The sequence below is a fragment of the Acidimicrobiia bacterium genome (assembly GCA_035651955.1).
Taxonomy (GTDB): domain Bacteria; phylum Actinomycetota; class Acidimicrobiia; order IMCC26256; family JAMXLJ01; genus JAMXLJ01.
In genome coordinates this window covers 1-20536 of the sequence record DASRES010000037.1, presented here as the reverse complement: position 1 = coordinate 20536, position 20536 = coordinate 1, and the positions used below count along the sequence as shown (strand labels likewise).

The 20536-nt window shown below is 71.5% G+C and carries 22 protein-coding genes; 13 read left to right on the top strand and 9 right to left on the bottom strand.

Annotated elements, in window-relative coordinates:
- Positions 1 to 593 precede the first annotated feature (593 nt).
- Complete coding sequence (locus tag VFC33_08420; GenBank protein HZR13260.1) at positions 594 to 1784, bottom strand: trypsin-like peptidase domain-containing protein; 1191 nt, start codon at positions 1782 to 1784, stop codon at positions 594 to 596.
- Positions 1785 to 1943: 159 nt separating this feature from the next.
- On the opposite strand from VFC33_08420, the gene VFC33_08415 reads away from it, so the two are divergent.
- Positions 1944 to 2363, top strand: a complete 420-nt coding sequence (locus tag VFC33_08415; protein HZR13259.1) for a VOC family protein — start codon at positions 1944 to 1946, stop codon at positions 2361 to 2363.
- A gap of 17 nt (positions 2364 to 2380) precedes the next feature.
- Here the strand turns inward: VFC33_08415 and VFC33_08410 are convergent, their stop codons facing one another.
- The 3 genes from VFC33_08410 to VFC33_08400 form a co-directional block, all read right to left on the bottom strand.
- The gene (locus tag VFC33_08410) at positions 2381 to 2590 is read right to left on the bottom strand and encodes a hypothetical protein (GenBank protein HZR13258.1); all 210 of its coding nucleotides are present in this window, start codon (positions 2588 to 2590) and stop codon (positions 2381 to 2383) included.
- 55 nt (positions 2591 to 2645) lie between these two features.
- On the bottom strand, positions 2646 to 4835 hold the full coding sequence (locus VFC33_08405) for an EAL domain-containing protein (GenBank protein ID HZR13257.1): 2190 nt from the start codon (positions 4833 to 4835) through the stop codon (positions 2646 to 2648).
- Between the two features lie 224 nt (positions 4836 to 5059).
- Positions 5060 to 5665 carry a hypothetical protein gene (locus VFC33_08400; GenBank protein HZR13256.1) on the bottom strand — a complete coding sequence of 202 codons (606 nt, stop codon included), beginning with the start codon at positions 5663 to 5665 and terminating at the stop codon, positions 5060 to 5062.
- Positions 5666 to 5799: 134 nt separating this feature from the next.
- Between VFC33_08400 and VFC33_08395 the strand changes: the two genes are divergently transcribed.
- On the top strand, positions 5800 to 5931 hold the full coding sequence (locus VFC33_08395; protein ID HZR13255.1) for a hypothetical protein: 132 nt from the start codon (positions 5800 to 5802) through the stop codon (positions 5929 to 5931).
- A gap of 17 nt (positions 5932 to 5948) precedes the next feature.
- Here VFC33_08395 and VFC33_08390 read toward each other — a convergent pair whose 3' ends face one another.
- Entirely contained in the window at positions 5949 to 6770 is an 822-nt protein-coding gene (locus VFC33_08390; protein HZR13254.1) for a ribonuclease Z, read from the bottom strand.
- Between the two features lie 77 nt (positions 6771 to 6847).
- On the opposite strand from VFC33_08390, the gene VFC33_08385 reads away from it, so the two are divergent.
- Positions 6848 to 7345 (top strand): hypothetical protein, encoded by a 498-nt coding sequence (locus tag VFC33_08385; GenBank protein ID HZR13253.1) that lies wholly within the window; start codon positions 6848 to 6850, stop codon positions 7343 to 7345.
- Here VFC33_08385 and VFC33_08380 read toward each other — a convergent pair.
- Complete coding sequence (locus tag VFC33_08380; GenBank protein ID HZR13252.1) at positions 7311 to 7829, bottom strand: ABC transporter permease; 519 nt, start codon at positions 7827 to 7829, stop codon at positions 7311 to 7313. The two genes, VFC33_08385 and VFC33_08380, sit on opposite strands and share 35 nt — an antisense overlap.
- Positions 7830 to 8133: 304 nt before the next feature.
- Positions 8134 to 8508, bottom strand: a complete 375-nt coding sequence (locus VFC33_08375) for a hypothetical protein (protein ID HZR13251.1) — start codon at positions 8506 to 8508, stop codon at positions 8134 to 8136.
- A gap of 39 nt (positions 8509 to 8547) precedes the next feature.
- On the opposite strand from VFC33_08375, the gene VFC33_08370 reads away from it, so the two are divergent.
- The 9 genes from VFC33_08370 (at position 8548) to VFC33_08330 (ending at position 17691) form a co-directional block, all read left to right on the top strand.
- Positions 8548 to 10248: an alkaline phosphatase family protein gene (locus VFC33_08370; protein HZR13250.1), complete on the top strand. Its 1701-nt coding sequence runs from the start codon at positions 8548 to 8550 to the stop codon at positions 10246 to 10248.
- A 108-nt stretch (positions 10249 to 10356) separates the two neighbouring features.
- Positions 10357 to 11340, top strand: a complete 984-nt coding sequence (locus VFC33_08365) for an ATP-binding cassette domain-containing protein (GenBank protein ID HZR13249.1) — start codon at positions 10357 to 10359, stop codon at positions 11338 to 11340.
- Between the two features lie 16 nt (positions 11341 to 11356).
- Positions 11357 to 12211 (top strand): ABC transporter permease, encoded by an 855-nt coding sequence (locus tag VFC33_08360; protein ID HZR13248.1) that lies wholly within the window; start codon positions 11357 to 11359, stop codon positions 12209 to 12211.
- Between the two features lie 95 nt (positions 12212 to 12306).
- Positions 12307 to 12912, top strand: a complete 606-nt coding sequence (locus tag VFC33_08355; GenBank protein ID HZR13247.1) for a hemerythrin domain-containing protein — start codon at positions 12307 to 12309, stop codon at positions 12910 to 12912.
- A gap of 19 nt (positions 12913 to 12931) precedes the next feature.
- Complete coding sequence (locus VFC33_08350) at positions 12932 to 13834, top strand: sigma-70 family RNA polymerase sigma factor (protein HZR13246.1); 903 nt, start codon at positions 12932 to 12934, stop codon at positions 13832 to 13834.
- A 137-nt stretch (positions 13835 to 13971) separates the two neighbouring features.
- Positions 13972 to 14781 (top strand): PHB depolymerase family esterase, encoded by an 810-nt coding sequence (locus VFC33_08345; GenBank protein HZR13245.1) that lies wholly within the window; start codon positions 13972 to 13974, stop codon positions 14779 to 14781.
- A 63-nt stretch (positions 14782 to 14844) separates the two neighbouring features.
- Positions 14845 to 15927: a beta-ketoacyl-ACP synthase 3 gene (locus tag VFC33_08340; protein HZR13244.1), complete on the top strand. Its 1083-nt coding sequence runs from the start codon at positions 14845 to 14847 to the stop codon at positions 15925 to 15927.
- A 95-nt stretch (positions 15928 to 16022) separates the two neighbouring features.
- Positions 16023 to 16421, top strand: a complete 399-nt coding sequence (locus VFC33_08335) for a nuclear transport factor 2 family protein (GenBank protein ID HZR13243.1) — start codon at positions 16023 to 16025, stop codon at positions 16419 to 16421.
- A 61-nt stretch (positions 16422 to 16482) separates the two neighbouring features.
- The gene (locus tag VFC33_08330) at positions 16483 to 17691 is read left to right on the top strand and encodes an amidohydrolase family protein (protein ID HZR13242.1); all 1209 of its coding nucleotides are present in this window, start codon (positions 16483 to 16485) and stop codon (positions 17689 to 17691) included.
- A gap of 1 nt (position 17692) precedes the next feature.
- Here VFC33_08330 and VFC33_08325 read toward each other — a convergent pair whose 3' ends face one another.
- Together VFC33_08325 and VFC33_08320 are read right to left on the bottom strand one after the other, a co-directional pair.
- Entirely contained in the window at positions 17693 to 18370 is a 678-nt protein-coding gene (locus tag VFC33_08325) for a TetR/AcrR family transcriptional regulator (protein HZR13241.1), read from the bottom strand.
- 32 nt (positions 18371 to 18402) lie between these two features.
- Positions 18403 to 19203 carry an enoyl-CoA hydratase/isomerase family protein gene (locus VFC33_08320; GenBank protein HZR13240.1) on the bottom strand — a complete coding sequence of 267 codons (801 nt, stop codon included), beginning with the start codon at positions 19201 to 19203 and terminating at the stop codon, positions 18403 to 18405.
- Positions 19204 to 19284: 81 nt separating this feature from the next.
- On the opposite strand from VFC33_08320, the gene VFC33_08315 reads away from it, so the two are divergent.
- A partial coding sequence (locus VFC33_08315; protein HZR13239.1) for a methylmalonyl-CoA mutase family protein occupies positions 19285 to 20536 on the top strand: 1252 nt, incomplete at its 3' end.

The following is a 20536-nucleotide window of genomic DNA, read 5'->3' as shown; positions in this document are numbered from 1 at the left end:
CGGGCGCGCTGCTCGCGTACGCGGTGAACGGCGATCCGCTTCCCGTCCAGCACGGGTTCCCGCTGCGCCTCGTCGTTCCGGGGTGGTATGCGGTCGCGTCCGTCAAGTGGGTCACCGCCATCGAGCTCCTCGGTGCCGAGTTCGACGGCTACTTCCAAACGGACCGCTACGTGTACGAGTGGGAGCGCGACGGCGCGGTCGTGCGCGAGCCGGTCCGCTTGCAGCAGGTGCGCTCGATCATCACCGAGCCGACGGCTGACGTCTCGATGCCTGCCGGCGACCTCGTCGTACGGGGCATCGCGTGGTCCGGCGCGGCGCCCATCGCACGGGTCGACGTGCGGGTTGGCGACAGTCCCTGGCTTCCCGCTCGGCTCATCGGGGAACGCCAGCGCGGGCGGTGGCAGTGGTGGGAGCTGATCACGCGACACGAGACATCGGGCGAGGTCGTCGTGCGTGCCCGCGCGACCGACCTCGCGGACCGGACACAGCCCGACACGCCTGCATGGAATCGCCTCGGCTACGGCGGCAACGCGATCCAGGCGCTGCGCGTCAGCCTCGCGTCAGCCGCGCGCACCTGCGTCGCTGCGTCGTGCTCAGCGCGCGGGCCCTGCTCCGAGGGTCACGGTAGCGCTGTGCGTGTCGCCGGACTGGTCGGTCCACTCGATCCGGACCTTGTCGCCCGGCTTGTGCTGCTCGATCGCAGCGGTGAGGTCGTCCGCCGACGAGATCGCCGTCCCGTTCACCGCGGTGATGACGTCGCCCGCGGCGAGGTCGGTCGACGCCGCCGGCGTGCCGTCCTCGACGCCCGCGACGACCGCACCGCTCTGCGAGTCGTCCGGCGAGACCTGCACACCGAGGAACGCGCTCTCGCCCACGTGGTTCGTCGACGACGTCTGGCCCGCCTCGATCTGGTCGGCGATCCGGATCGCGGTCGTGATCGGGATCGCGTAGCTCGCGCTGCCCGCGTCGTTGAACCGGAAGCCGGACGTCGTCGCGGTGTCGATCCCGACCACGCGGCCATTCATGTCGACCAGCGGCCCACCGGAGTCGCCCGGTTCGAGCTGTGCGTTCGTCTGGATCAGGCCCTCGAGCTGCTCGCCGGTGCTGCCGAACTCGTCGGACGCCGTGATCGACACGCCCAGCCGTGTGACGGTTCCCGTGGTGACCGCGGGCGTCCCGCCCGTGCCGCCCGCGTTGCCGATCGCGATGGTCGACGCGCCCACGCCGACGTCGGACGTCGCGAGCTTCGCGGTCGCGAGCCCGGACGCGTTGTCGAGCTGCAGCACCGCGAGGTCGTGGCTGACGTCGTAGCCGACGACGTGGGCCGAGTACGTCTGACCGTTGCCGACGTCCGTTGCGCTGATGCTCGTCGCGCCGTCGATCACGTGGTTGTTGGTGAGCACCTCGCCGTTCGACGTGATCACGACGCCCGTCCCCGCGGCGCGCGCGTTCTCGTAGCGGAGCGTCGTGTTGATGTCGACGATCGCTCGGTCGACCGAGCCCGCGATCGCGGCGACGTTGCCCGAGGGCCGCGACGCGAACGTCACGCCGGTCGACGTCGCCGAGCGCTCGCGCCACAGCACGGTCCCGACGACGCCCGCAGCGAGGAGCACGGCGAGCACCATCGCGAGGAACGACCGGCCCGTCGTGGGACGCGGCGGAGGGGGCGGCGTCCAGCCGGGCTCGTCCGTGGGCGGCGGCGGGGGAGGGGGAGGCGGCGCGGTCGTGTCGGAGCCCCGGCCGGGTGGGCTCCACATCACGCCGTGGTCTTCGATCAGCGGCACCGGGCGTTCCTTTCGTCTCCGGCCCATGGTTGGCCCCTCCGCTGAGAACCACCTGAAGAGGGGCTGGCATTTCGCGCGAAATCGCGGAGCGACCGATGAGCGCGGCCGGGGTACGACGTCCGATGAGCGACACGACGGCTCGGACCTCGAGGAGGAGCCATGGCGTTCACCCCGTACCTCGCCTTCGCGGGGGACTGCCGCGCGGCGTTCACCCGCTACCAGGAGATCTTCGGCGGCGAGCTCGTCCTGCTCGCGATGTCGGACATGCCCGAGACGCCGGGCAGCGAACCGGTCCCGGCCGAGAAGGCGGATCTCGTCGCACACGCGGCGTTGACGTCGGGTGATCAGCTCCTCATGGGCGCCGACGACCCGACGGGCGGGTTCGACGGGCACGTGCGCGGGATGTGCGTGAGCGTGGACGCCACGGACGTCGACCACGCGCACGAGGTGTTCGCCGCGCTCGCGGACGGCGGCGAGACGCAGATGCCGCTGACCGAGACGTTCTTCTCCCCGGCGTTCGGCATGTGCATCGACCGGTTCGGCACACCGTGGATGGTCGTCACCGCCCAGCCGTCGTGACGGGCGCGTCCGCCGGCTCAGCGCCGGCGGCCGTGGTCGCGCATCAGCGCGTCGAACTGCTCCCAATCGAGATGCAGCGTGATCGAGTGATTCGGCGTCCACGCGATCGACCCTCGGCTCACGCCGAGCTCTCCGAGTCGCTGGTCGTCGCTGTTCACGATGAACCGGACGTCGCTGTTCAACACGACGTTGCGGGGTAGCTCGAACTCGATGTCGTGACGCGCCACCGCGATCTCCTCTTCGAGCGTGCGGAAGCCGCAATTGTGCCCGCGGAGCGCGACGTCAGACGGCGGTGTCGCTGTGCTGCTCGCGGCGCAGCGCGTGCTCCGTCAGGAACCGGTCGACCTCGGCCGCCGGGATCGGGCGCGAGAAGCAGTACCCCTGCACGTGGTCGCAGCCGAGTCGCTGGAGCCGGGCGAGCTGGGTCGGCTCCTCGACGCCCTCGGCCACCGTCGAGAGATGGAACGTCCGCGCGAGCCGCACGATGGTCTGCACGATCCCGGCCGCCTCCCGCCCGACGGTGACGTCGTCGATGAACGCCTTGTCGATCTTCAGCGTGTCGACGGGCAGGTGCTGCAACGAGCTCAGCGACGAGTAGCCGGTGCCGAAGTCGTCGATCGCGATCGACACGCCGAGGCCCTTGAGCTCCGCGAGCCGCGCCGCCGCGGCGGCCGGGTCGTCGATGAGCACCGTCTCGGTGATCTCGAGCGTCAACGCGGCCGGCTCGAGCTGCGTGTCGTGCAGCACGGACGCGACGTCGCGCACCAGCGTGGGGTCGCCGAGCTGTCGTGCCGACAGGTTGACCGCGACACCGATGGCTCCGCGCGACGCCCCGGCACGCAGCTGCTTCGCGTACGCGCACGCCTCGCGCAGCACCCAGCGGCCGATCGGGACGATCAGGCCGTTGTCCTCGGCGACCGGGATGAACCGGTCGGGCGGCACGAGGCCGTGGACGGGGTGCTGCCACCGCAGCAGCGCTTCGAGCGTCACCACCTCCCCGGTCGCGATCGCGACGACGGGCTGGTAGTGCAGCGTGAACTCGCCCTGGTCGAGCGCGCGCTGCAGGTCGTTCTCGAGCTCGAGGCGCGCGACCGCCGCCGTGTGCATCGCGGGCTCGAACATCTGGACGCAACCCTTGCCGCGCGCCTTCGCGCGGTACATCGCCGCGTCCGCGTTGCGCACGAGATCGTCGGCGACGAGCACGTGGTCGTCGCCGAGCGCGACGCCGATGCTCGCACGGACGAACACCTCGGTGTGCGAGACGCAGAACGGCGCCGTGAACACGTCGAGCATCCGCCCCGCGATGTCCAGTGCCTCGTCGCGCGACTCGACCTGCTCCAGCAGCACGGCGAACTCGTCGCCGCCGAGGCGCGCGGCGGTGTCGCTGGCGCGCAGGACCGCGCGCAACCGGTCCGCGACCGCGACGAGGAGCTCGTCGCCGACCGAGTGACCGAGCCCGTCGTTCACCGTCTTGAAGCCGTCCAGGTCGAGGAGCAACACCGCGACGCCCGACGGGTCACGCACCTGACGTTCGAGCGCGTGCCCCACCCGGTCCAGGAACAGCGCACGGTTCGCCAGGTTGGTCAGCGGGTCGTGGAACGCCTGGTGTCGCAGCTGGGCCTCGAGCGCGACGCGCTCGGTCACGTCCTGCACGGTGACGAGCACCGCGTCGCGCCCCTCGAAGACGAACGCGGTCGAGCGGACCTCGACGTCGATGACGCGCCCGTCCTTCAGGCTGTGATGCGTCGTCGTGGAGTTGTGCCCGTCGACGCGACGCGCGAGCTCGCCCGCCAGCCGCTCGCGGTCGTCGCGGGGCCGGATGTCGGTGATCCGCCGGCCGAGGAACTCGTCGCGCGTGTAGCCGTAGTGCCGGGTCGCCGCGCTGTTGACCTCGACGAACTGGAGCGTCTCGGCGTCGTACAGCCACATCGGTTGCGGGTTGTCGGCGAAGAGCTCGCGGAAGCTCGCCTCGCTCGCGCGCAGCTCGCTCTGCGCGCGCTCGCTGTCGGCGGTCTTCGTCCCGACGAGGTGCACGACGAACACGGTGCCGAGCGCCGCGAGCGCGGCGAGACCGTGGACGTAGGGCGAACGGACGTAGCTCGGCACGAGCCCGACGGCGATCGCCGCCTGCCCGAGACCGATGCCGACGACGGTCCACCACGCGGCGGGCCGCCACGCGCGCGAGCCGACCTGGTCGATGCACCGGGCGACGACGAACACGTAGCCGATCACCAGCGTCGGACCCCAGCCGATCGCGTAGATGATCGACGTCGTGGCCAGGATCTGCAGCGCGACCGCGACCTGCACACGCCGATCGCTCGGCTCGTCGCCGCAGCGTTGGAGCGTCACCTCGGCGGTGATGCCCGCGCCCGCGAGCAGTGCGAGGAGGACCGGGAAGGGGACGCTGCCGAGCAGACCGGCGCGGGACAGCCCGAAGAACGCGATCGCGGTCAGCGGCGTCGCGACCCACACCGATGAGAGGGACGTGAGCGACCGCCGCCGGTCCCGACTGCGGGCCGCGTCGGCACGGCGAGCGCGGTCGTCCGAGCGCTGGCTCGGGACCCCACTGCTCGCTGTCGCGCTTGCTCTGCCCATCGGGCGCGCCTCTGCTGATCGCGGCGTGACGCCGCACGGCGACCGCGTCGCCACACGCGCGCTATCGGCGGGCTGGAGCGCCGGTTGAGCGATTTCGCAGGTCAGCGAGGGCGCGGGCGGGGATCGGCGAGCTGCACCTTGGCGATGACGTCGTCGCCGATCGGCAGCGGGGCGCAGCCGTGGGTGTGCTCGCACACCATGTCGAACTGCGGCTGCGCGGCACTGTGGCACGAGACGCACTCGCCGCCGAACTGGTTGACGACGCCCGTCGTCCCGCGCCGCAGGATCACCGTGCCCTGCGCGCTCACGCGCAGCGAGAAGAACTCCCAGTCGTGCGTCGCGGGGTCGAACCCGGCACGGCGCTTCACCATCGCCTCCTGCGGGACGAGCTGGATGATCGTCCCGACGGGATACGCGCCACCGGTGGGCGAGCTCGCGACCCGCAACGCCTCGGCCAGGTGACCGAGCCGGTTGTCGATGTAGAAGCCGCGCACCTTCGTCATCGTCAGGATGTTCCGGAAGTCGGCGGGCTGCATGTCGAGATCCTCGACGACGTGACGCGTCGGCGGGACGGTCGCGCGGCCGTGACCCGACCCGGCACCGCACGCCTGGACGACGAGCAGGACGACCAGCGCCACCAGTGCCGTCGCGGCCCACTGGGCCGCGTGCTCCCCGACCACCCGCCGGCCCACCCGTCGCCGTGCCACGCGCTCACTACGGGCACGCGGCGACCGGGGATTGCCCCGACGGCCGACGACCGCGCGGGACCGTCGCCGAACGTTTTGCCATCACGTTGCACCACGTCGCGCGATCTCTCAGACTCCCGGCGCACGATCAGCTCGTGATGCGCGCTCTGGCTCGCCGGTTCGAGGGCATGCGCCGATCCGACGGGATGTGGCTGCTCGTCGGCGTCGCGGGGGTGTTCGCGGCCCTCATCGTCGGCGGCGCCCTCGGCAACCTGCTCGCGCCCTGAGGCGCGCGACCCCTCCGTCAGAGCTCGACGGTCGTGAGGTCGTCGCCGAGGACGACCACGCCCGCGAAGTGCTGCGCGGCCAGCGCGCGCCACTCGTCCTCCGCGCCGGCCGGGAGCGAGGGGATGTAGTGGGTCAGCAGGAGCGTGCCGACGCCCGCGCGCGCGGCGGTGCGTGCCGCGTCCTCCACGCTCGAGTGGTAGTCGAGGATGTCCTGGAACCGCGCATTCGGAACGTTGCGAACGATGTCGGCGCGCAGCACTGTCTGGACGTACGCGTCCGCGCCCGCGCACACCTCGTCGAGCGACGCGCACGGCACACCGTCGCCCGCGACGACGACGGACCGTCCGCCGTGCTCGATGCGGTACGCGAGGCTCGGCTCCACAGGACGATGGTCGGTCGCGGCGACACGGACGTCGGCGGAGCCGACCGTGAACGTGTCGCCCGGCGCGACCTCCGTCACGTCGACGAGCGGCCGCCACGTGAGGTCCGCGTGGTGCGCGAGCCGGTACCCGATGTCGTGCGCGAGCGCGTCGAGCGTCGCGTCGACGACGTGGCGCGTGCCGACCGGACCCGCGACGCGCAGCGGCGTGGGCGTCTGGCTCATCACCCAGTGCGTCGTGATCACGTCGTTGAGGTCGGTGATGTGGTCGCTGTGCAGGTGCGTGATCAGCAGGCCGTCGAGCATCACCGGCAGCACGCCGGCCGCCGCGAGCCGCATCAGCACGGCTCGGCCGCAGTCGACGAGCACGGTCACGCCGTCCGCTCGCACGAGGGTGGCGGCGCCCGCGCGTTGCGCATCGGGGATCGGGCTGCCGGTGCCGAGCAGCGTGATCTTCATGGTGGGCCCTCGAGTGCTTGCTCGTCGTCGACGCGACCTGCACAGTATGTGCAACTTCAGCGAGCGAAGGTGACCGCGTGACGAGCGTGCGCGACATCCCGACCGCGCACACGCCGCCGGGCGGGTACGGCGCGCAGATGCCTCCGCCCGTTCTCGCGGGATGCGACGACCCCGTCGTCGCGGGCGCGCCGGATCTGCGCGGGCTGTGGAGGGTCGCCGCCGTCGACGCCGCCGATCCGCTCGCCGACGACCACCCGGTCCACCGACACGTCGAGCGCATCGAGCAGGCGGGCCGGCGCGTCGTCGTCACGTCGAGCGGCGTCGTGCACGACATGGTCGCCGACGGCAGCTACGAGCACGGCGTGAACGACGTCGCGGCCGCCGACCTGACGACGCCCATCGCGGTCGCCGCGACGTTCGAGGACGGCGCGCTCGTGCTGCGTCCGCGTGGTCTGCCCGGGGCCGAGGTCCGTCGCTGGCGCGACGGCGACGACCTGATGTGGCAATACGGCTCGGCGTTCATCGCTCGACTCGAGCGCGTCACCCCCGACGGAGACGGGCGCGCAACGCGCTGAAGCACAGCGTCATGCTCAGCGCGCCGACGGCGACCACCGCGAGCAACGCCTCGCCGAGACGTGCCGCGCCCCACCCGCTCGACACCAGCGAACGCATCCCCTCGAGCAGGTACGTCACGGGGTTCCACGCCGCCACCGTGTGCAGCCACCCGGTGAGCTGGCTCCGCGGCACGTACGACGTCGTCAGGAACAGGAACGGGAAGAACAGCAGGAACGTCGAGTTCACCGCGCCCGGGTTCCCCGTCTTCAACGCGATCGCGTACCCGAACCCCGAGAATGCGAGGCTCCACACCGCGGCGAACGCGACGAACACGATCACGCCGAGCGGTCCGGTCTCGAACCGCACGCCGAGCGCGAAGCCGACGAGCAGGATCGGCACGGTGAGCCCGGCCGCGACGGCGACGTTCGCGCAGAGGTGGCCGAGCAGGATCGCGAGCCGCCGGACCGGTGTCGGCAGCAGACGGTCGAAGCAGCCGTTCTGCACGTCATGACGAGCGCCGGCGCGCGGGACACGCCGGTCACACCGAGCAGGATCGCCGTCGGCATCTGGAACGCGCGGTAGTCGAAGTGCGCGATCGAGCGCTCGGTCAGGCGCTGCAGCGTCGCGACGTTCACGAGGAAGAAGAACAACGAGATGAACACCGGCGGCATCACCGACTCGAGGTCGCGCGGCACCGCGCGCAGCGCCCGACCCGCGATCGTCATGACGTCGGCGACGAACCCGGCCAGCCGGGCGGCCGTCCGGCGGGGTTGCGTGCGGATGGTCGGGGCAGTGTCGATCGCAGTCATCACGCGACCTCCTCCGTGGTCTCGTCGTCCATGTCGTCGTCGGTCCCGCCGCGGTCGATGCGAGGGCCGGTCAGCTCGAGGAACACGTCATCGAGCGTCGGCGTCCGCAGCGTGAGATCGCGGATCGCGACACCGCTGCGCGACAGCGCGATCGCGACCTCTCCGATCGCCGCGGGTCCGTCGGTCGTGGACACGAGCACCTCGCTGCCGTGCACGTCGACGCCCAGCACGCCGTCGACGCGCTCGACCGCGGCGCGCGCCGCGTACGCGGCGCCCGACCTGCTCGCCTGAGCAGCCGCGCGACGGCCGACGTTGGCCGAGTCTTCACGTCGCGTTCGCCGTGACCACGCCCGTTCGCAAGACGGCTCGCGCATGCTCTGACCCGACCTCGCACACGTCGAAGGACGGTCATGGTGAAGCACGCGTCTCTGCGCCGGCTCGCGATCATCGGACTCGTCGCCATCGCGACCGTCGCGGTCGCGCTCGTCGCCCCCGCCGCGGCGAGCGAGCGCGACCGCGGCCGAGGGCGCAGGGACACCGACGCGCATCACGTCCTGTTGCTGTCCGTCGACGGCCTCCACGCGGCGGATCTGGCGTGGTACGTCGCGTCGCATCCGCACTCGGCGCTCGCGTCCCTGACACGTGACGGCACGCAGTTCACCGACGCGCGCACGCCGTTCCCCTCGGACTCGTTCCCGGGGATGGTCGGTCAGGTCACCGGGGGCGACCCGTCGAGCACCGGGATCTACTACGACGACACGTACAACCACGCGCTGCTGCCACCCGGCACGACGGGCGCGGCGTGCGCCACCACGAGGCCCGGCACCGAGGTCACGTACTTCGAGGCACTCGACCTCGACCAGCACGCGCTCGACGCGGGTCAGGGGCTCGCCGGCCTCCCGGCGAGCATCCTCGGCATGACGGCGGATCCGCGCGCCGTCATCGACCCGAAGCAGCTCCCCGTCGATCCGAAGACGTGCTCACCCGTGTACCCGCACTCGTATCTGCGCGTGAACACCGTGTTCGAGGTCGCGCGCGCGGCGGGACTCCGGACCGCGTGGTCGGACAAGCACCCTGCGTACGAGATCCTCGACGGCCCTTCGGGCACCGGTGTCCAGGACCTGTTCACGCCCGAGATCAACAGCGACTCGCCGACGATCGGCTCGCCGGGCGACTGGACATCCGTCAACACGCTCACGCAGCAGTACGACGACTTCAAGGTCCGCGCGGTGATCAACGAGATCGACGGGTTCGACCACAGCGGCCGGACCCGGGTCGGGACGCCCGCCATCTTCGGGATGAACTTCCAGACGGTCTCGACGGCGCAGAAGCTGCCGCGGTCGGTGACGGCGACCTCGGGTACGACGAAGCTCCCGGGTGGCTACGAGCCCGGCGGCACGATCCCCGAACCGGTGTTGCGCGGCGCGCTCGACTACGTCGACACGCGCGTGGGCGCGATGCTGGCCGCGATCGACCGTGCGGGTCTCGCGCGCAGCACGGTCATCATCCTGTCGGCCAAGCACGGCCAGTCACCGCAGGACCCGACCGAGCTGACGCGCATCGACGACGGACCGATCCTCGACGCGCTGAACGCGGCCTGGAAGACCGCGCATCCGAGCTCGGTGCGGCCGCTCGTCGCCTTCGCGGTCGACGACGACGGCATGTTGATCTGGCTCAACGACCGTTCGGCCACCGCGACCGACTTCGCGAAGCGGTTCCTCCTCGGCTACTCGGGGATCGGGAACGACGTCGCGGGCAACCCGAAGCCGTTCACCGCGTCCGGTCTACGTGACGTCCGCGCGGGCGAGGACGCCGCCGATCTCTTCCACGTGCCGGGCGCCGACCCGCGCGTTCCCGACGTCGTCGGGATCAGCCAGGTCGGCGTCGTCTACACGGGCGGAAAGGGCAAGATCGCGGAGCACGGCGGGGCGAACCCGCAGGACCGCGACGTCGCGCTGGTCGTCTCGGGCGCGTCGATCCCGCGCGGGCGCGTCGTCGGCGAAGACGTCGAGACGACGCAGATCGCGCCGACGATCCTGCAGCTGCTCGATCTCGACCCGCACCAACTGCGCGCGGTGCAGCTCGAGCACACGCGGGCCCTGCCTCTGCACTAGCGGCGCGGCGACACCCGCCCGAGCGACGCGCGTCACACGTGTCACACATCGGCGCGCCGCGGCGTCCTCACTCCTGACGACGAACGAGCTCGGACGGGAGGAGAGCGCATGACCGCGATCATCGAGACGGAAGGACTGGTCAAGCGCTTCGGCGACGTGCAGGCCCTCGCGGGGCTCGACGTGAGGGCCGAGTCGGGACGCGTCACCGCGCTGCTCGGCCCGAACGGCGCGGGCAAGACGACCTTTGTCAACGCCGTCGCGACGCTCGTCCGCCCCGACGCGGGTGTGCTGCGCGTCGCGGGCATCGACGTAGGACGCGACCCCCGACGCGTGCGCGAGGTCATCGGCCTGGCGGGGCAGTACGCATCGGTCGAGCCCGCGATGACCGGACGCGAGAACGTCGAGCTCGTCGCGCGGATGTTCGGCCTGGATCGCCGCGCGGCCCGGGCCGCGGCTCAGGCGGTGCTGGAGCGTCTTGCGCTGGACGACGCGGCCGACCGTCTGGTCCGGACGTACTCGGGCGGGATGCGCCGGCGACTCGACCTCGGCGCCAGTCTCGTCGGCCGGCCGCGCCTGCTCCTGCTCGACGAGCCGACGACCGGCCTCGACCCGCGGGGCCGCGCCGAGCTCTGGAACGCGATCCGCAACCTCGTCGCGGACGGCGTCGACGTGCTGCTGACGACCCAGTACCTCGAGGAGGCGGACCAGCTCGCGCGTGACGTCGTGATCGTCAACCACGGGCGGGTCATCGACGCGGGAACCCCGGACGAGCTGAAGGACCGTGCCGGGCGCGACGTGATCGAGGTCCGTCCGCGGGGCGCGGGCGACCTGCCGGCCGTCGAGGAGCTGCTGACGTCCGTCGCGCGCGAGACACCGACGTCGGACGCCGACACGCAACGGGTCTCGGTCCCGACCGACGGCGGTGCCGCGCAGCTCGCGGTCGTCGTGCGCCTTCTCGACGAGCGAGGGATCGCGATCGACGACGTCGGCCTGCGCCGGCCGTCGCTCGACGAGGTGTTCCTCGCGCTCACCGGACAGCCGATCGGGACGTCCGGTCCCGATCCCGACGACTCCGCCGCGGACGCGGCCTGACCCCTGGAGACTGACCATGACCGCCGTCACCACCGACGTCACACGCGACGCGCGCGCCGCTGCACCGAAGATCGCAGCGGGGACCGGCGCGGGCTTCCTCACCGCGACCGGACAGGCGGCGCGACGCACCGTGCTGCAGTACCTGCGCACGCCGCAGCTCGTCGTCCTGCCGACGATCACCGGCGCGCTCTTCCTGTTCATCTTCCGCTACATCTTCGGCGGCGCGATCCACGCCGGTCGCGCGGTCGACTACGTGGACTTCCTCGTCCCCGGGTTCCTCGCGACGGTCGCGCTGTGGACGGGGATGAACGCACCGGCCGGGATCGCGGAGGACGCGGCGAGCGGCGTGCACGACCGGTTCCGGTCGCTCCCGATCCCACGCGCCGCCGTCATGGCCGGCCGCTCGCTCGCGGACGGCGCGCTGTCCTCGTGGGTGCTGCTCGTCGCCGCGCTGCTCGGCTTCGCTGTCGGGTTCCGCACCGACGCCGCGCTCGGCGCGGTCGTGCTCGCCTTCGCGCTCATGCTCGTCGCCACCTACGCGTTCACGTGGCTGTTCATCGGTCTCGGGCTGCTCGCCGGCAACGCGCAGGCGGCCCAGGGCACGGCGTCGCTGCTCGTCATCCCGATCACGTTCCTGTCGAGCGCGTACGTGCCCGTGAGCTCGATGCCGGGATGGATGCAGCCGTTCGCGGCCAACCAACCGGTCACCGTGCTGATCAATGGCGTGCGCAGCCTGATGCTCGGCGGCGCCAACGTCGCCGGCGTCGGTCACACGACGACGTACTGGGTCGTGCTCAGCCTCGCCTGGCTCGCCGGCATCTTCGCCGTGTCGTGCTGCTTCGCCGTCACGCGTTTCGCCCGCACCCGCTGACCTTGGCACACATCTCGGGCCCCCTCGGGCCGGGCCCTCCCGGCCTCCGGCCAGGGCCCGGCTTCGTCCGCACATCTCTCGAAAGGAGCCTCGACATGAGCAAGCAGATGGAAGGTGTCGACCTGACGATCATGCTCGCCTCGCACGACGCGTTCCGGCGTGACGTCGCCTGCTTCCGCGACGCCGCTGCGTCGGACGAGCTGCCGCACCGCGCATGGGACGTCTTCACACGGCAGCTGCACTTCCACCACACGAGCGAGGACGACCTCGTCTGGCCGGCGGTGCGCGACCGTCTCGAGCCGCTCACGGGCGAGGTCCCGGTGCTCGCGCAGATGGTCGACGAGCACGCCCGCATCGAGCCGCTCCTCGCCGCCGTCGAGCGGGCGCGCGCGACGGGCGGACACCCGCTGGCCGCCGCGCTCGACGAGCTCGCCGCGAGCCTCGACGCCCACCTCGCGCACGAGGAGCGCGACGCGCTCCCGCTGATCCAGGCGAGCTTCTCACCCGAGGAGTGGGGTCAGGTCGGCGCGCAGATCCAGGCGCGGATGGGCGCAGACGACGCGGCGGAGTTCTTCCCGTGGCTGCTCGCGGGCGCCGACCCGCAGCGGACGAACGACGTCCTCGGGATGCTGCCTCCGCCGGTGCGCGAGACGTACGAGAACGTGTGGCGCCCGCAGTACGAGGAGCGCGTGGGCGCGTGAGGAAGCCTGGAGGACGGTGATGCAACCGCCGGATCACACGGGGACGGGCGTCGACGACCCGCGCTTCGGTGCGCTCTGGGCCGCGCACCGGCGCCGGATGCTCGATCTCGCCTTTCGCATGCTGCTCGACGTGCGCGACGCGGAAGACGTCGTGCAGGAGTCGTTTGCGCGTCTCGCACGGACCGACATCGAGCACCTCGACGATCCCGAGGCCTGGCTCGTGGTCGTCACCGGCCGGCTCTGCCTCGACCGTCTCCGCGCCCGGCGACGCAACCCGACCGACCTCGTCGACGTCTCGGGCGACCCGCGCGGCGTGCCCGACGTGCACACGCCCGAGCCGTCCGAGCACATCGCGCTCGTCGACAACGTGACGATGGCGATGCACGCGGTTCTCGCGCTGCTGAGCCCCGCGGAACGGACCTCGTTCGTCCTGCACGACGTGTTCCAGTACGACTTCGACGAGGTCGCCGCGATCGTCGGGCGCAGCCCGGCCGCGTGCCGGCAGCTCGCGAGCCGCGCCCGCCGGCGGCTGCGGGCCGAGTCGACGACGGGTCGCTTCCCGGTCGACTCCGCGTTGCAGCGGCAGGTCGGCGAACGGTTCGTCGAGGCGTGCACGAACGGTGACGTCGACGCGCTCCTCAGGTTGCTCGACCCGTCGGTCCACGGTGACGGCGATGTCGGCGCGCACCGCGTCGGCGCGCACGACGTCGCGCAGAACATCCTGCGCTACCTCGGGCCCGGCGTGCGCCCGACGTTGCTGCACATGCCCGTCGGCGACCGCGTCGGGATCGTCGCGCTGCAGGAGCACCAGGTTCTCGCGTTGGTCCTGCTGACCCTGGACGACGGTCGTGTCGTCCACGTCCACGCGCTCGCAGGCCCCGGCCCGCGCGCCGCGGTCGGTGCGGCGCTCGGCCTCGGATGAGCACGGTCGGAACGCGGTCGTGACGCGCCGGCACCGGGACGGTGCATGATCCCGGATGCATGCGTGGTCGCCGTTCTTCGATCCCGATGGTCGTCGTCGTGTGCGTCGCACTCGCGGCCTGCACGTCGCGTTCTCGCGTGACGCGGGTGACGAGCAGGTGCGAGCCGTCGCTCGCGTCCGGCACGTACACGTTCGACGGCCGCGCGTACCGGGTCGCGATGCCGCGCGCGGGCGGGTCGCGCCATCCGCTGATCGTCCTGTTCCACGGGTTCGCGTCGAGCAAGGAGGCGATCGACGCGGACACCGGCATGGAGCAGGCCGGCACGGCGCGCGGGTTCGTCGTCGTGACGCCCGACGGCACCGGGACGCCGCGCACGTGGCGGTTCCTCGGGCCGGGAAGCGCCGACGACTACGCGTTCGCGGACGCGCTGGTGCGCGACGTCACGTCGCACGCGTGCATCGATCCCCACCACGTCTACGCCGCCGGTCATTCCGCCGGGTCCGCGTTCACCGGCTTCCTCGTCTGCCACCCGCCGTTCCGGTTCGCGGCGGTCGCGATGGTCGAGGCGACGATCCCCTCGACGTGCCCGGCGAACGTGACGTACGGGGTGATCTCCGTGCACGGGACCGCCGACCCCGTCGTGCTCTACGACGGTGGCCTCGGGATCGGTCAGACGGTGCCCATCCCGCCCGTGAAGCAGACGATCGCCGCGCTCGCGACGCGCAACCACTGCGCGACGCCGCCGGTGGACGGGACGCAGGCGCCCGGCGTGACCCGCCTGCGGTACGCCGGGTGCCCACCCGGCCGGGACGTCGAGCTGCTCTCGGTCGTCGGCGGCGGGCATCCGTGGGCCGGCGGGCTGCAGGCGACCTCGACGGAGCGGCAGGTGCCCGGCGCGCAGTACCGAGTGACCGACGCGATCCTCGATTTCCTTACTCGCCAGTAGCTCTCGCGGATGCCGACGGCTCTGGAACGTGACGGATGCGTCAGATAGCGTCCGTCGCACACGGTGTCCGCCCGAACGCTGCGTGCCGACGCGGGTGACATCGATCGAGCGGGGACGTCGGGGATGAGCCAGGTCGAGGCCACACCGCAACGCGACGCGATCGTGCCGCCCACGACCGTGGCGGACACGCGGTCGCGTTGCTTCGCGCCGCGGCCGGGAGCAGCCCCGATGCTCGGCACGATCCGCGGTCTCGGCGCGGCACTTCCCGACGGCGTGCTCGCGAATCCCGAGCTCGAGCGCCGGTTCGCGTTGCCTCCCGACTGGATCGTCGAACGCTGCGGGATCAACGAACGGCGCACCGGTGGCGACGTCGCGTCGCTCGCGAGCGAGGCCGCCGCGCGCGCGCTCGGAGATCACGCTGCCGACGACGTCGACCTCCTCATCCTCGCGACGTCGACATCCGACGTGCGCCTGCCCGCGACCGCGGCCGACGTCGCCCGTCGCGTCGGCCTCGGTTGCGCGACGTTCGACCTCAACGCGGCGTGCACCGGCTTCGTCTACGCGCTGCTGAGCGCGTACGGGTTCCTCGCGATCGGTGCGAGCAACGTCCTCGTCGTGGGCGCGGACGTCATGACGAGCATCGTCGACCCCGCCGACTGCAGCACCGCGATCCTGTTCGGCGACGGCGCGGGCGCCGTGCTGGTGTCGAACGACGGTCGTGCCGACGGCAGCGCGCTCCTCGGCTGGCACGCGAGCACCGAACCCGCGGCGTATGACCTGTTGTGCGCGCGCCACGACGGCCCGATCGTGATGGACGGGCGCGCCGTGTTCCGCTTCGCTGTGCGCACGATGGTCGAGTCCGCGTCGCGCGCGATGACGGCTGCCGGCGTGACCGCCGATGAGATCGCGCTGTTCGTCCCGCACCAGGCGAACACGCGGATCATCGCCGCGGGCTGCGAGCGCCTCGGGATCGACGCGCACCGGACCGCGACGACGCTCGCGACCACGGGCAACACGTCGGCCGGCTCGGTGCCGATCGCGCTGTGCGCGGCGCTCGACGGGCGCGACCTCACGCCGGGCGACCTCGTGCTGCTGACCGGCTTCGGCGCGGGGATGACGGCCGCGACCGCCGTCATCCGTTGGTGACCCGTCCGCGGAAACGATATTCTCGCCTCGTGAGTGCGAGCCTTCCGCGCGCCGGCGGGCGCCAGGGCGGGCGCGATCCCGACCGGGTCGCGGACCTGGTCGAGATCCACGCGCTGTGTGCCCGCTACATGATGCTCACCAGCCAGTTCGTGCAGGACCGGTGGCTGGAGGTGTTCACGCCGGACGGTGAGTACAACGCGTTCGGCACGCCGTACACGCTGGAGCGGTTCCCCGCGCTCCTGGCCGCGGCGCCTCGCGGGCAGTTCATCGGGAACATGCCGGTCGTCGAGCTCGACGGCGACACCGCGTCCGGCATGCAGCACTTCGTCTTCATCGACCAGACGACGCATGCGATGCGGCTCGGTTGGTACAACGACCAGTACGTCCGCACGAGCGACGGCTGGCGCATCCGCCGTCGCTCGACGACGTTCATGCGCAAGCACGGCGGCTTCGACTCGGGCCGTCAGCACGACCCGCTCGCCGACGCCCAGTAGGTCCGCGAAGAGCCAGTAGGTCCGCGAGGAGGAGGGACGCCCGGTGGACGACCTGCCCGGCATGATCAGCGTCGACGACCACGTCGTCGAGCCGCCCGACCTCTGGCAGGACCGCCTGCCCGCGCGCATGCGCGAGAAGGGACCCCGGGTCGAGCGCGCGCGCTGGGGCGACTTCTCGCTCGACGTCGGCGCGTCGTACAAGCAGGAGATGACCGAGGACGGCGCGTGGGGCGACTACTGGCTCTACGAGGACCGTCTGATCTACGTGCACAAGCGCCACGTCGCGATCCCGCTCGACGCGACCCCCGACGGTGACGTCTCGCGCTTCGACCGGTCGCGCATGTTCATCGGCGCGCTCACGTACGACGAGATGCGCCCCGGGTGCTACGACCCGAAGGCGCGCGTCGAGGACCTCGCGATGTGCGGCGTCGACGGCTCGCTCGCGTTCCCGACCTTCCCACGCTTCTGCGGCCAGACGTTCATGGAGGGCTCGGACCACGAGCTCGGTCTCGAGTGCGTCAAGGCCTACAACGACTGGATGATCGAGGACTGGTGCGGCCAGTCCGACGGTCACCTGATCCCGTTGTGCCTCATTCCACTGTGGGACGTCGACCTCGCGGTCGCCGAGGTCCAGCGCAACGCGGCACGCGGCGCGCGTGCGATCTGCTTCAGCGAGATCCCCACGCACCTCGGCCTGCCGAGCATCCACACCGGCTACTGGGACCCGCTGTTCGCGGTGTGCGAGGAGACCCGCACCACGCTGTGCATGCACATCGGGTCGTCGTCGAAGATGCCGGCGGCGTCGCCGGACGCGCCGCCGTCGACGGACATCATGCTGTCGTTCAACAACTCGATGGCGTCGCTCGCCGACTACTTCTTCTCCGGCGTGCTCGTGCGGTACCCGGAGCTGAAGCTCGCGTACTCGGAGGGCCAGATCGGTTGGATCCCGTACGCGCTCGAGCGCGCGGACAACACCTGGGAGTACCACTCCAACTGGACGCGCGCGAAGGAGACGATCCCGGAGCCGCCGTCGACGTACTACCGGGGCCGGATCTTCGGGTGCTTCACGAACGACCTGCACGGCATCTCGTCGATCGACGAGGTCGGCGAGGACAACATCTGCTTCGAGACCGACTACCCGCACACCGACACGACGTGGCCCTTCGTGCGCGAGGAGGTCGAGCGGCTGACGAAGTCGCTGACCGACGAGCAGCGCTACAAGGTGCTGCGCGGGAACGCGATCCGCATGCTCGATCTCGACTGGGACTGACTCACGCCCCGAGGCCGTGCAGGCAGAACTCCCAAGTGTCGTCGGCGGTGAGGCGCAGGCGCGGGTTCGCGACGAGCCGGTTGCCGAACCAGCTGTAGATGACGGTCTGCTCCATCAGCGCGGCCGCGCGCCGTGTGTCGTCGACGTGGACGGCGCCGGCCGCCTTGGCGTCGTCGAGCAGCTCCGTGAGCATCTGCGAGATCGGTGCCATCGCCGCGTTCACGCGCTCGGGATGGTTGAACGAGAGCTGGACGGAGAACTCCATGATCGGGCGGCGGTTGTGCGTGCCCCGCTTGCGGGGCGTCTCGGTCGGGTCGCACCACTCGTGCAGCCGGATCGTGAACGCGCGCAGCCGTTCCATCGGGTCGGACTCGGACTCCACGACCCGGGCCAGGTCCTCGGTCGTCTCCTGCAGCGTCTCCTCGAACAGCGCGAGGAGGAGCTCGTCCTTGCCGTCGAAGTACTGGTAGAAGCCGCGCAGCGACTGCTTCGACCGGTCCAGGACCTCCTGGATCGTGAACTCGGTCGTGCCCTTCTCGTCGATCAGCTCGAACGCGGCGTCCAGGAACCGCTGGACCCGGCGCTCGGCGCGGGACCGGGCCGCGTTCAGGCTGCGTGAGACCGCACGCTCACGCCACGCGGGCTGGTTCGCATCTTCCGCTGCTTCGGGTTCTGCCATGTCGGAAACCGCCTTGTTCATGGACGACGCTATCAGCGGTCCGTCCGCGGAAACGGCGTTCCGCGCGTGACGTCCGTCCGCCGCTGCTGCAGCGCGTCGACCGCGGCCCAGTGCGCGTCCGCCGTCCACAGGCGTGCGAACGCGTCGGTCGCGCCGGCGGCGAGCTCCGCGTGGACCGCCGGGACCGCCGCCGCGATCACCGACTTCACGGCCCGGGTCGCGCCTGGCGCCGTCGCCGCCATGCGGGCTGCGAGCGCGCGCCAGTCGTCCTCGAAGGTCGCGCGCGGGACGACGACGTCCACGAGCCCGAGGCGTTGGGCGTCGAGCGCGCCGTACAGCTCGCCGGTCGCGATCGCGAGGAGCGCGCGCCCGCGTCCGATCGTCGCCGCGAGCCGCTCGGCACCACCCCACGCCGGCATGATCCCGAGGCTCACCTGGTTGAACCCGATCCTCACGTCGTCGGCGGCGATCCGGATGTCGGCCGCGATGGCGACCTCGGCGCCGCCGCCGAGCGCGTGACCGTTCAGCGCCGCGAGCACCGGGATCGGAAGGTCCGCGACGCGATCGAGGAGGCGACGCATCCGGCGCGCCATCGCGAGCGCGTCGTCGTGCGTGCGGAGGCGGTCGAGCTCCTTGATGTCCCCGCCGGAGACGAACGCGCGGTCCCCGCCGCCCCGCAGGACGAGCACCGCGGCGTCCGACGCGAGCACCCGGTCGAGTGCGCGGGCCAGCTCGTCCATCGTGGCGAACCCGATCGCGTTACGGACGTCGGGCCGGTCGATCGTCACGACGGCGACGCCCGCCTCGAGGTCGACCCGCACGCCCGGCTCCACGAGCCCGAGAATATCGTTCTCGCTTACCGCGTGACAGGCGTTTCGGTTTCCTGCATATCGGATTTCCGTTAGCCTGACGGTGTGAACGGTGAGGTCCGCAGCGAGGCCGGGATCCCGCTCGCCACGAGCTACGGGCCCGGGGACCTCCCGCGGCCGGAGGAGCTGCCGTCCCCCGGGACGTTCCCCTTCACCCGGGGCAACTTCGCCGACGGCTACCGGGGCCGGCTCTGGACGATCCGCCAGTACTCGGGCTTCGGGACGCCGGAGGAATCCAACGCGCGGTACCGGTACCTGCTCGACCAGGGCGGCACCGGGCTGTCGGTCGCGCTCGACCTCCCGACCCAGTGCGGCTACGACTCCGACCATCCCGACGTCGAGGAGGAGGTCGGCCGGGTCGGTGTCGCGCTCGACACCCTCGCCGACGCGGAGATCCTGTTCGACGGCATCCCGCTCGACGCGATCAGCACGAGCTTCACGATCAACGGGACCGCCGCGATCCTGCTCGCCTTCTACGTCGCGGTCGGGGAGAAGCAGGGCGTCGACCGGGCCGAGCTGCGCGGCACCATCCAGAACGACATCCTCAAGGAGTACGTGAGCCGCGGCACGTGGATCTGGCCGCCGCGCCCGTCGTTGCGGTTGATCGCCGACACGATCGAGTTCTGCGCGCAGGACGTTCCCCGCTTCAACGCGATCTCCGTCGCGGGCGCGCACTTCCGCGACGCGGGCGCGAACGCGGCGCAGGAGATGGCGTTCACGCTCATGGACGGCATCACGTACTGCGACGAGGTGATCGCGCGCGGTCGCATGACGATCGACGAGTTCGCACCGCAGGTGTCGTTCTTCTTCTACACGCACGGCGACTTCTTCGAGGAGATCGCGAAGTACCGCGCTGGCCGCCGGCGCTGGGCGCGGATCGTCCGGGAGCGCTACGGCGCGAAAGACGACCGCTCGTGCATGTTCAGGGTCGGTTGCGTGGCGGGTGGCGCGTCGCTGTACGCGCCACAGGCGCACAACAACATCGTCCGCGTCGCGTACGAGGCGATGGCGTCGGTGCTCGGCGGCGTGCAGTCGATGTTCACCGCCGCGTGGGACGAGCCCTTCGCCATCCCCACCGAGGAGTCGGCCACCCTCGCCCTGCGGACACAGCAGATCCTGGCCTACGAGACCGGCGTGGCCAAGGTGGCCGATCCCCTCGGCGGCTCGTACTACGTCGAGGCGCTGACCGACGCGATGGAAGAGCGAGTGGTCGAGATCATGGACGACCTCGAGCGCCAGGGCGGCATGGTCAAGGCCATCGAGGAGGGCGTACTGCAGCGGATGATCTCCGAGCAGG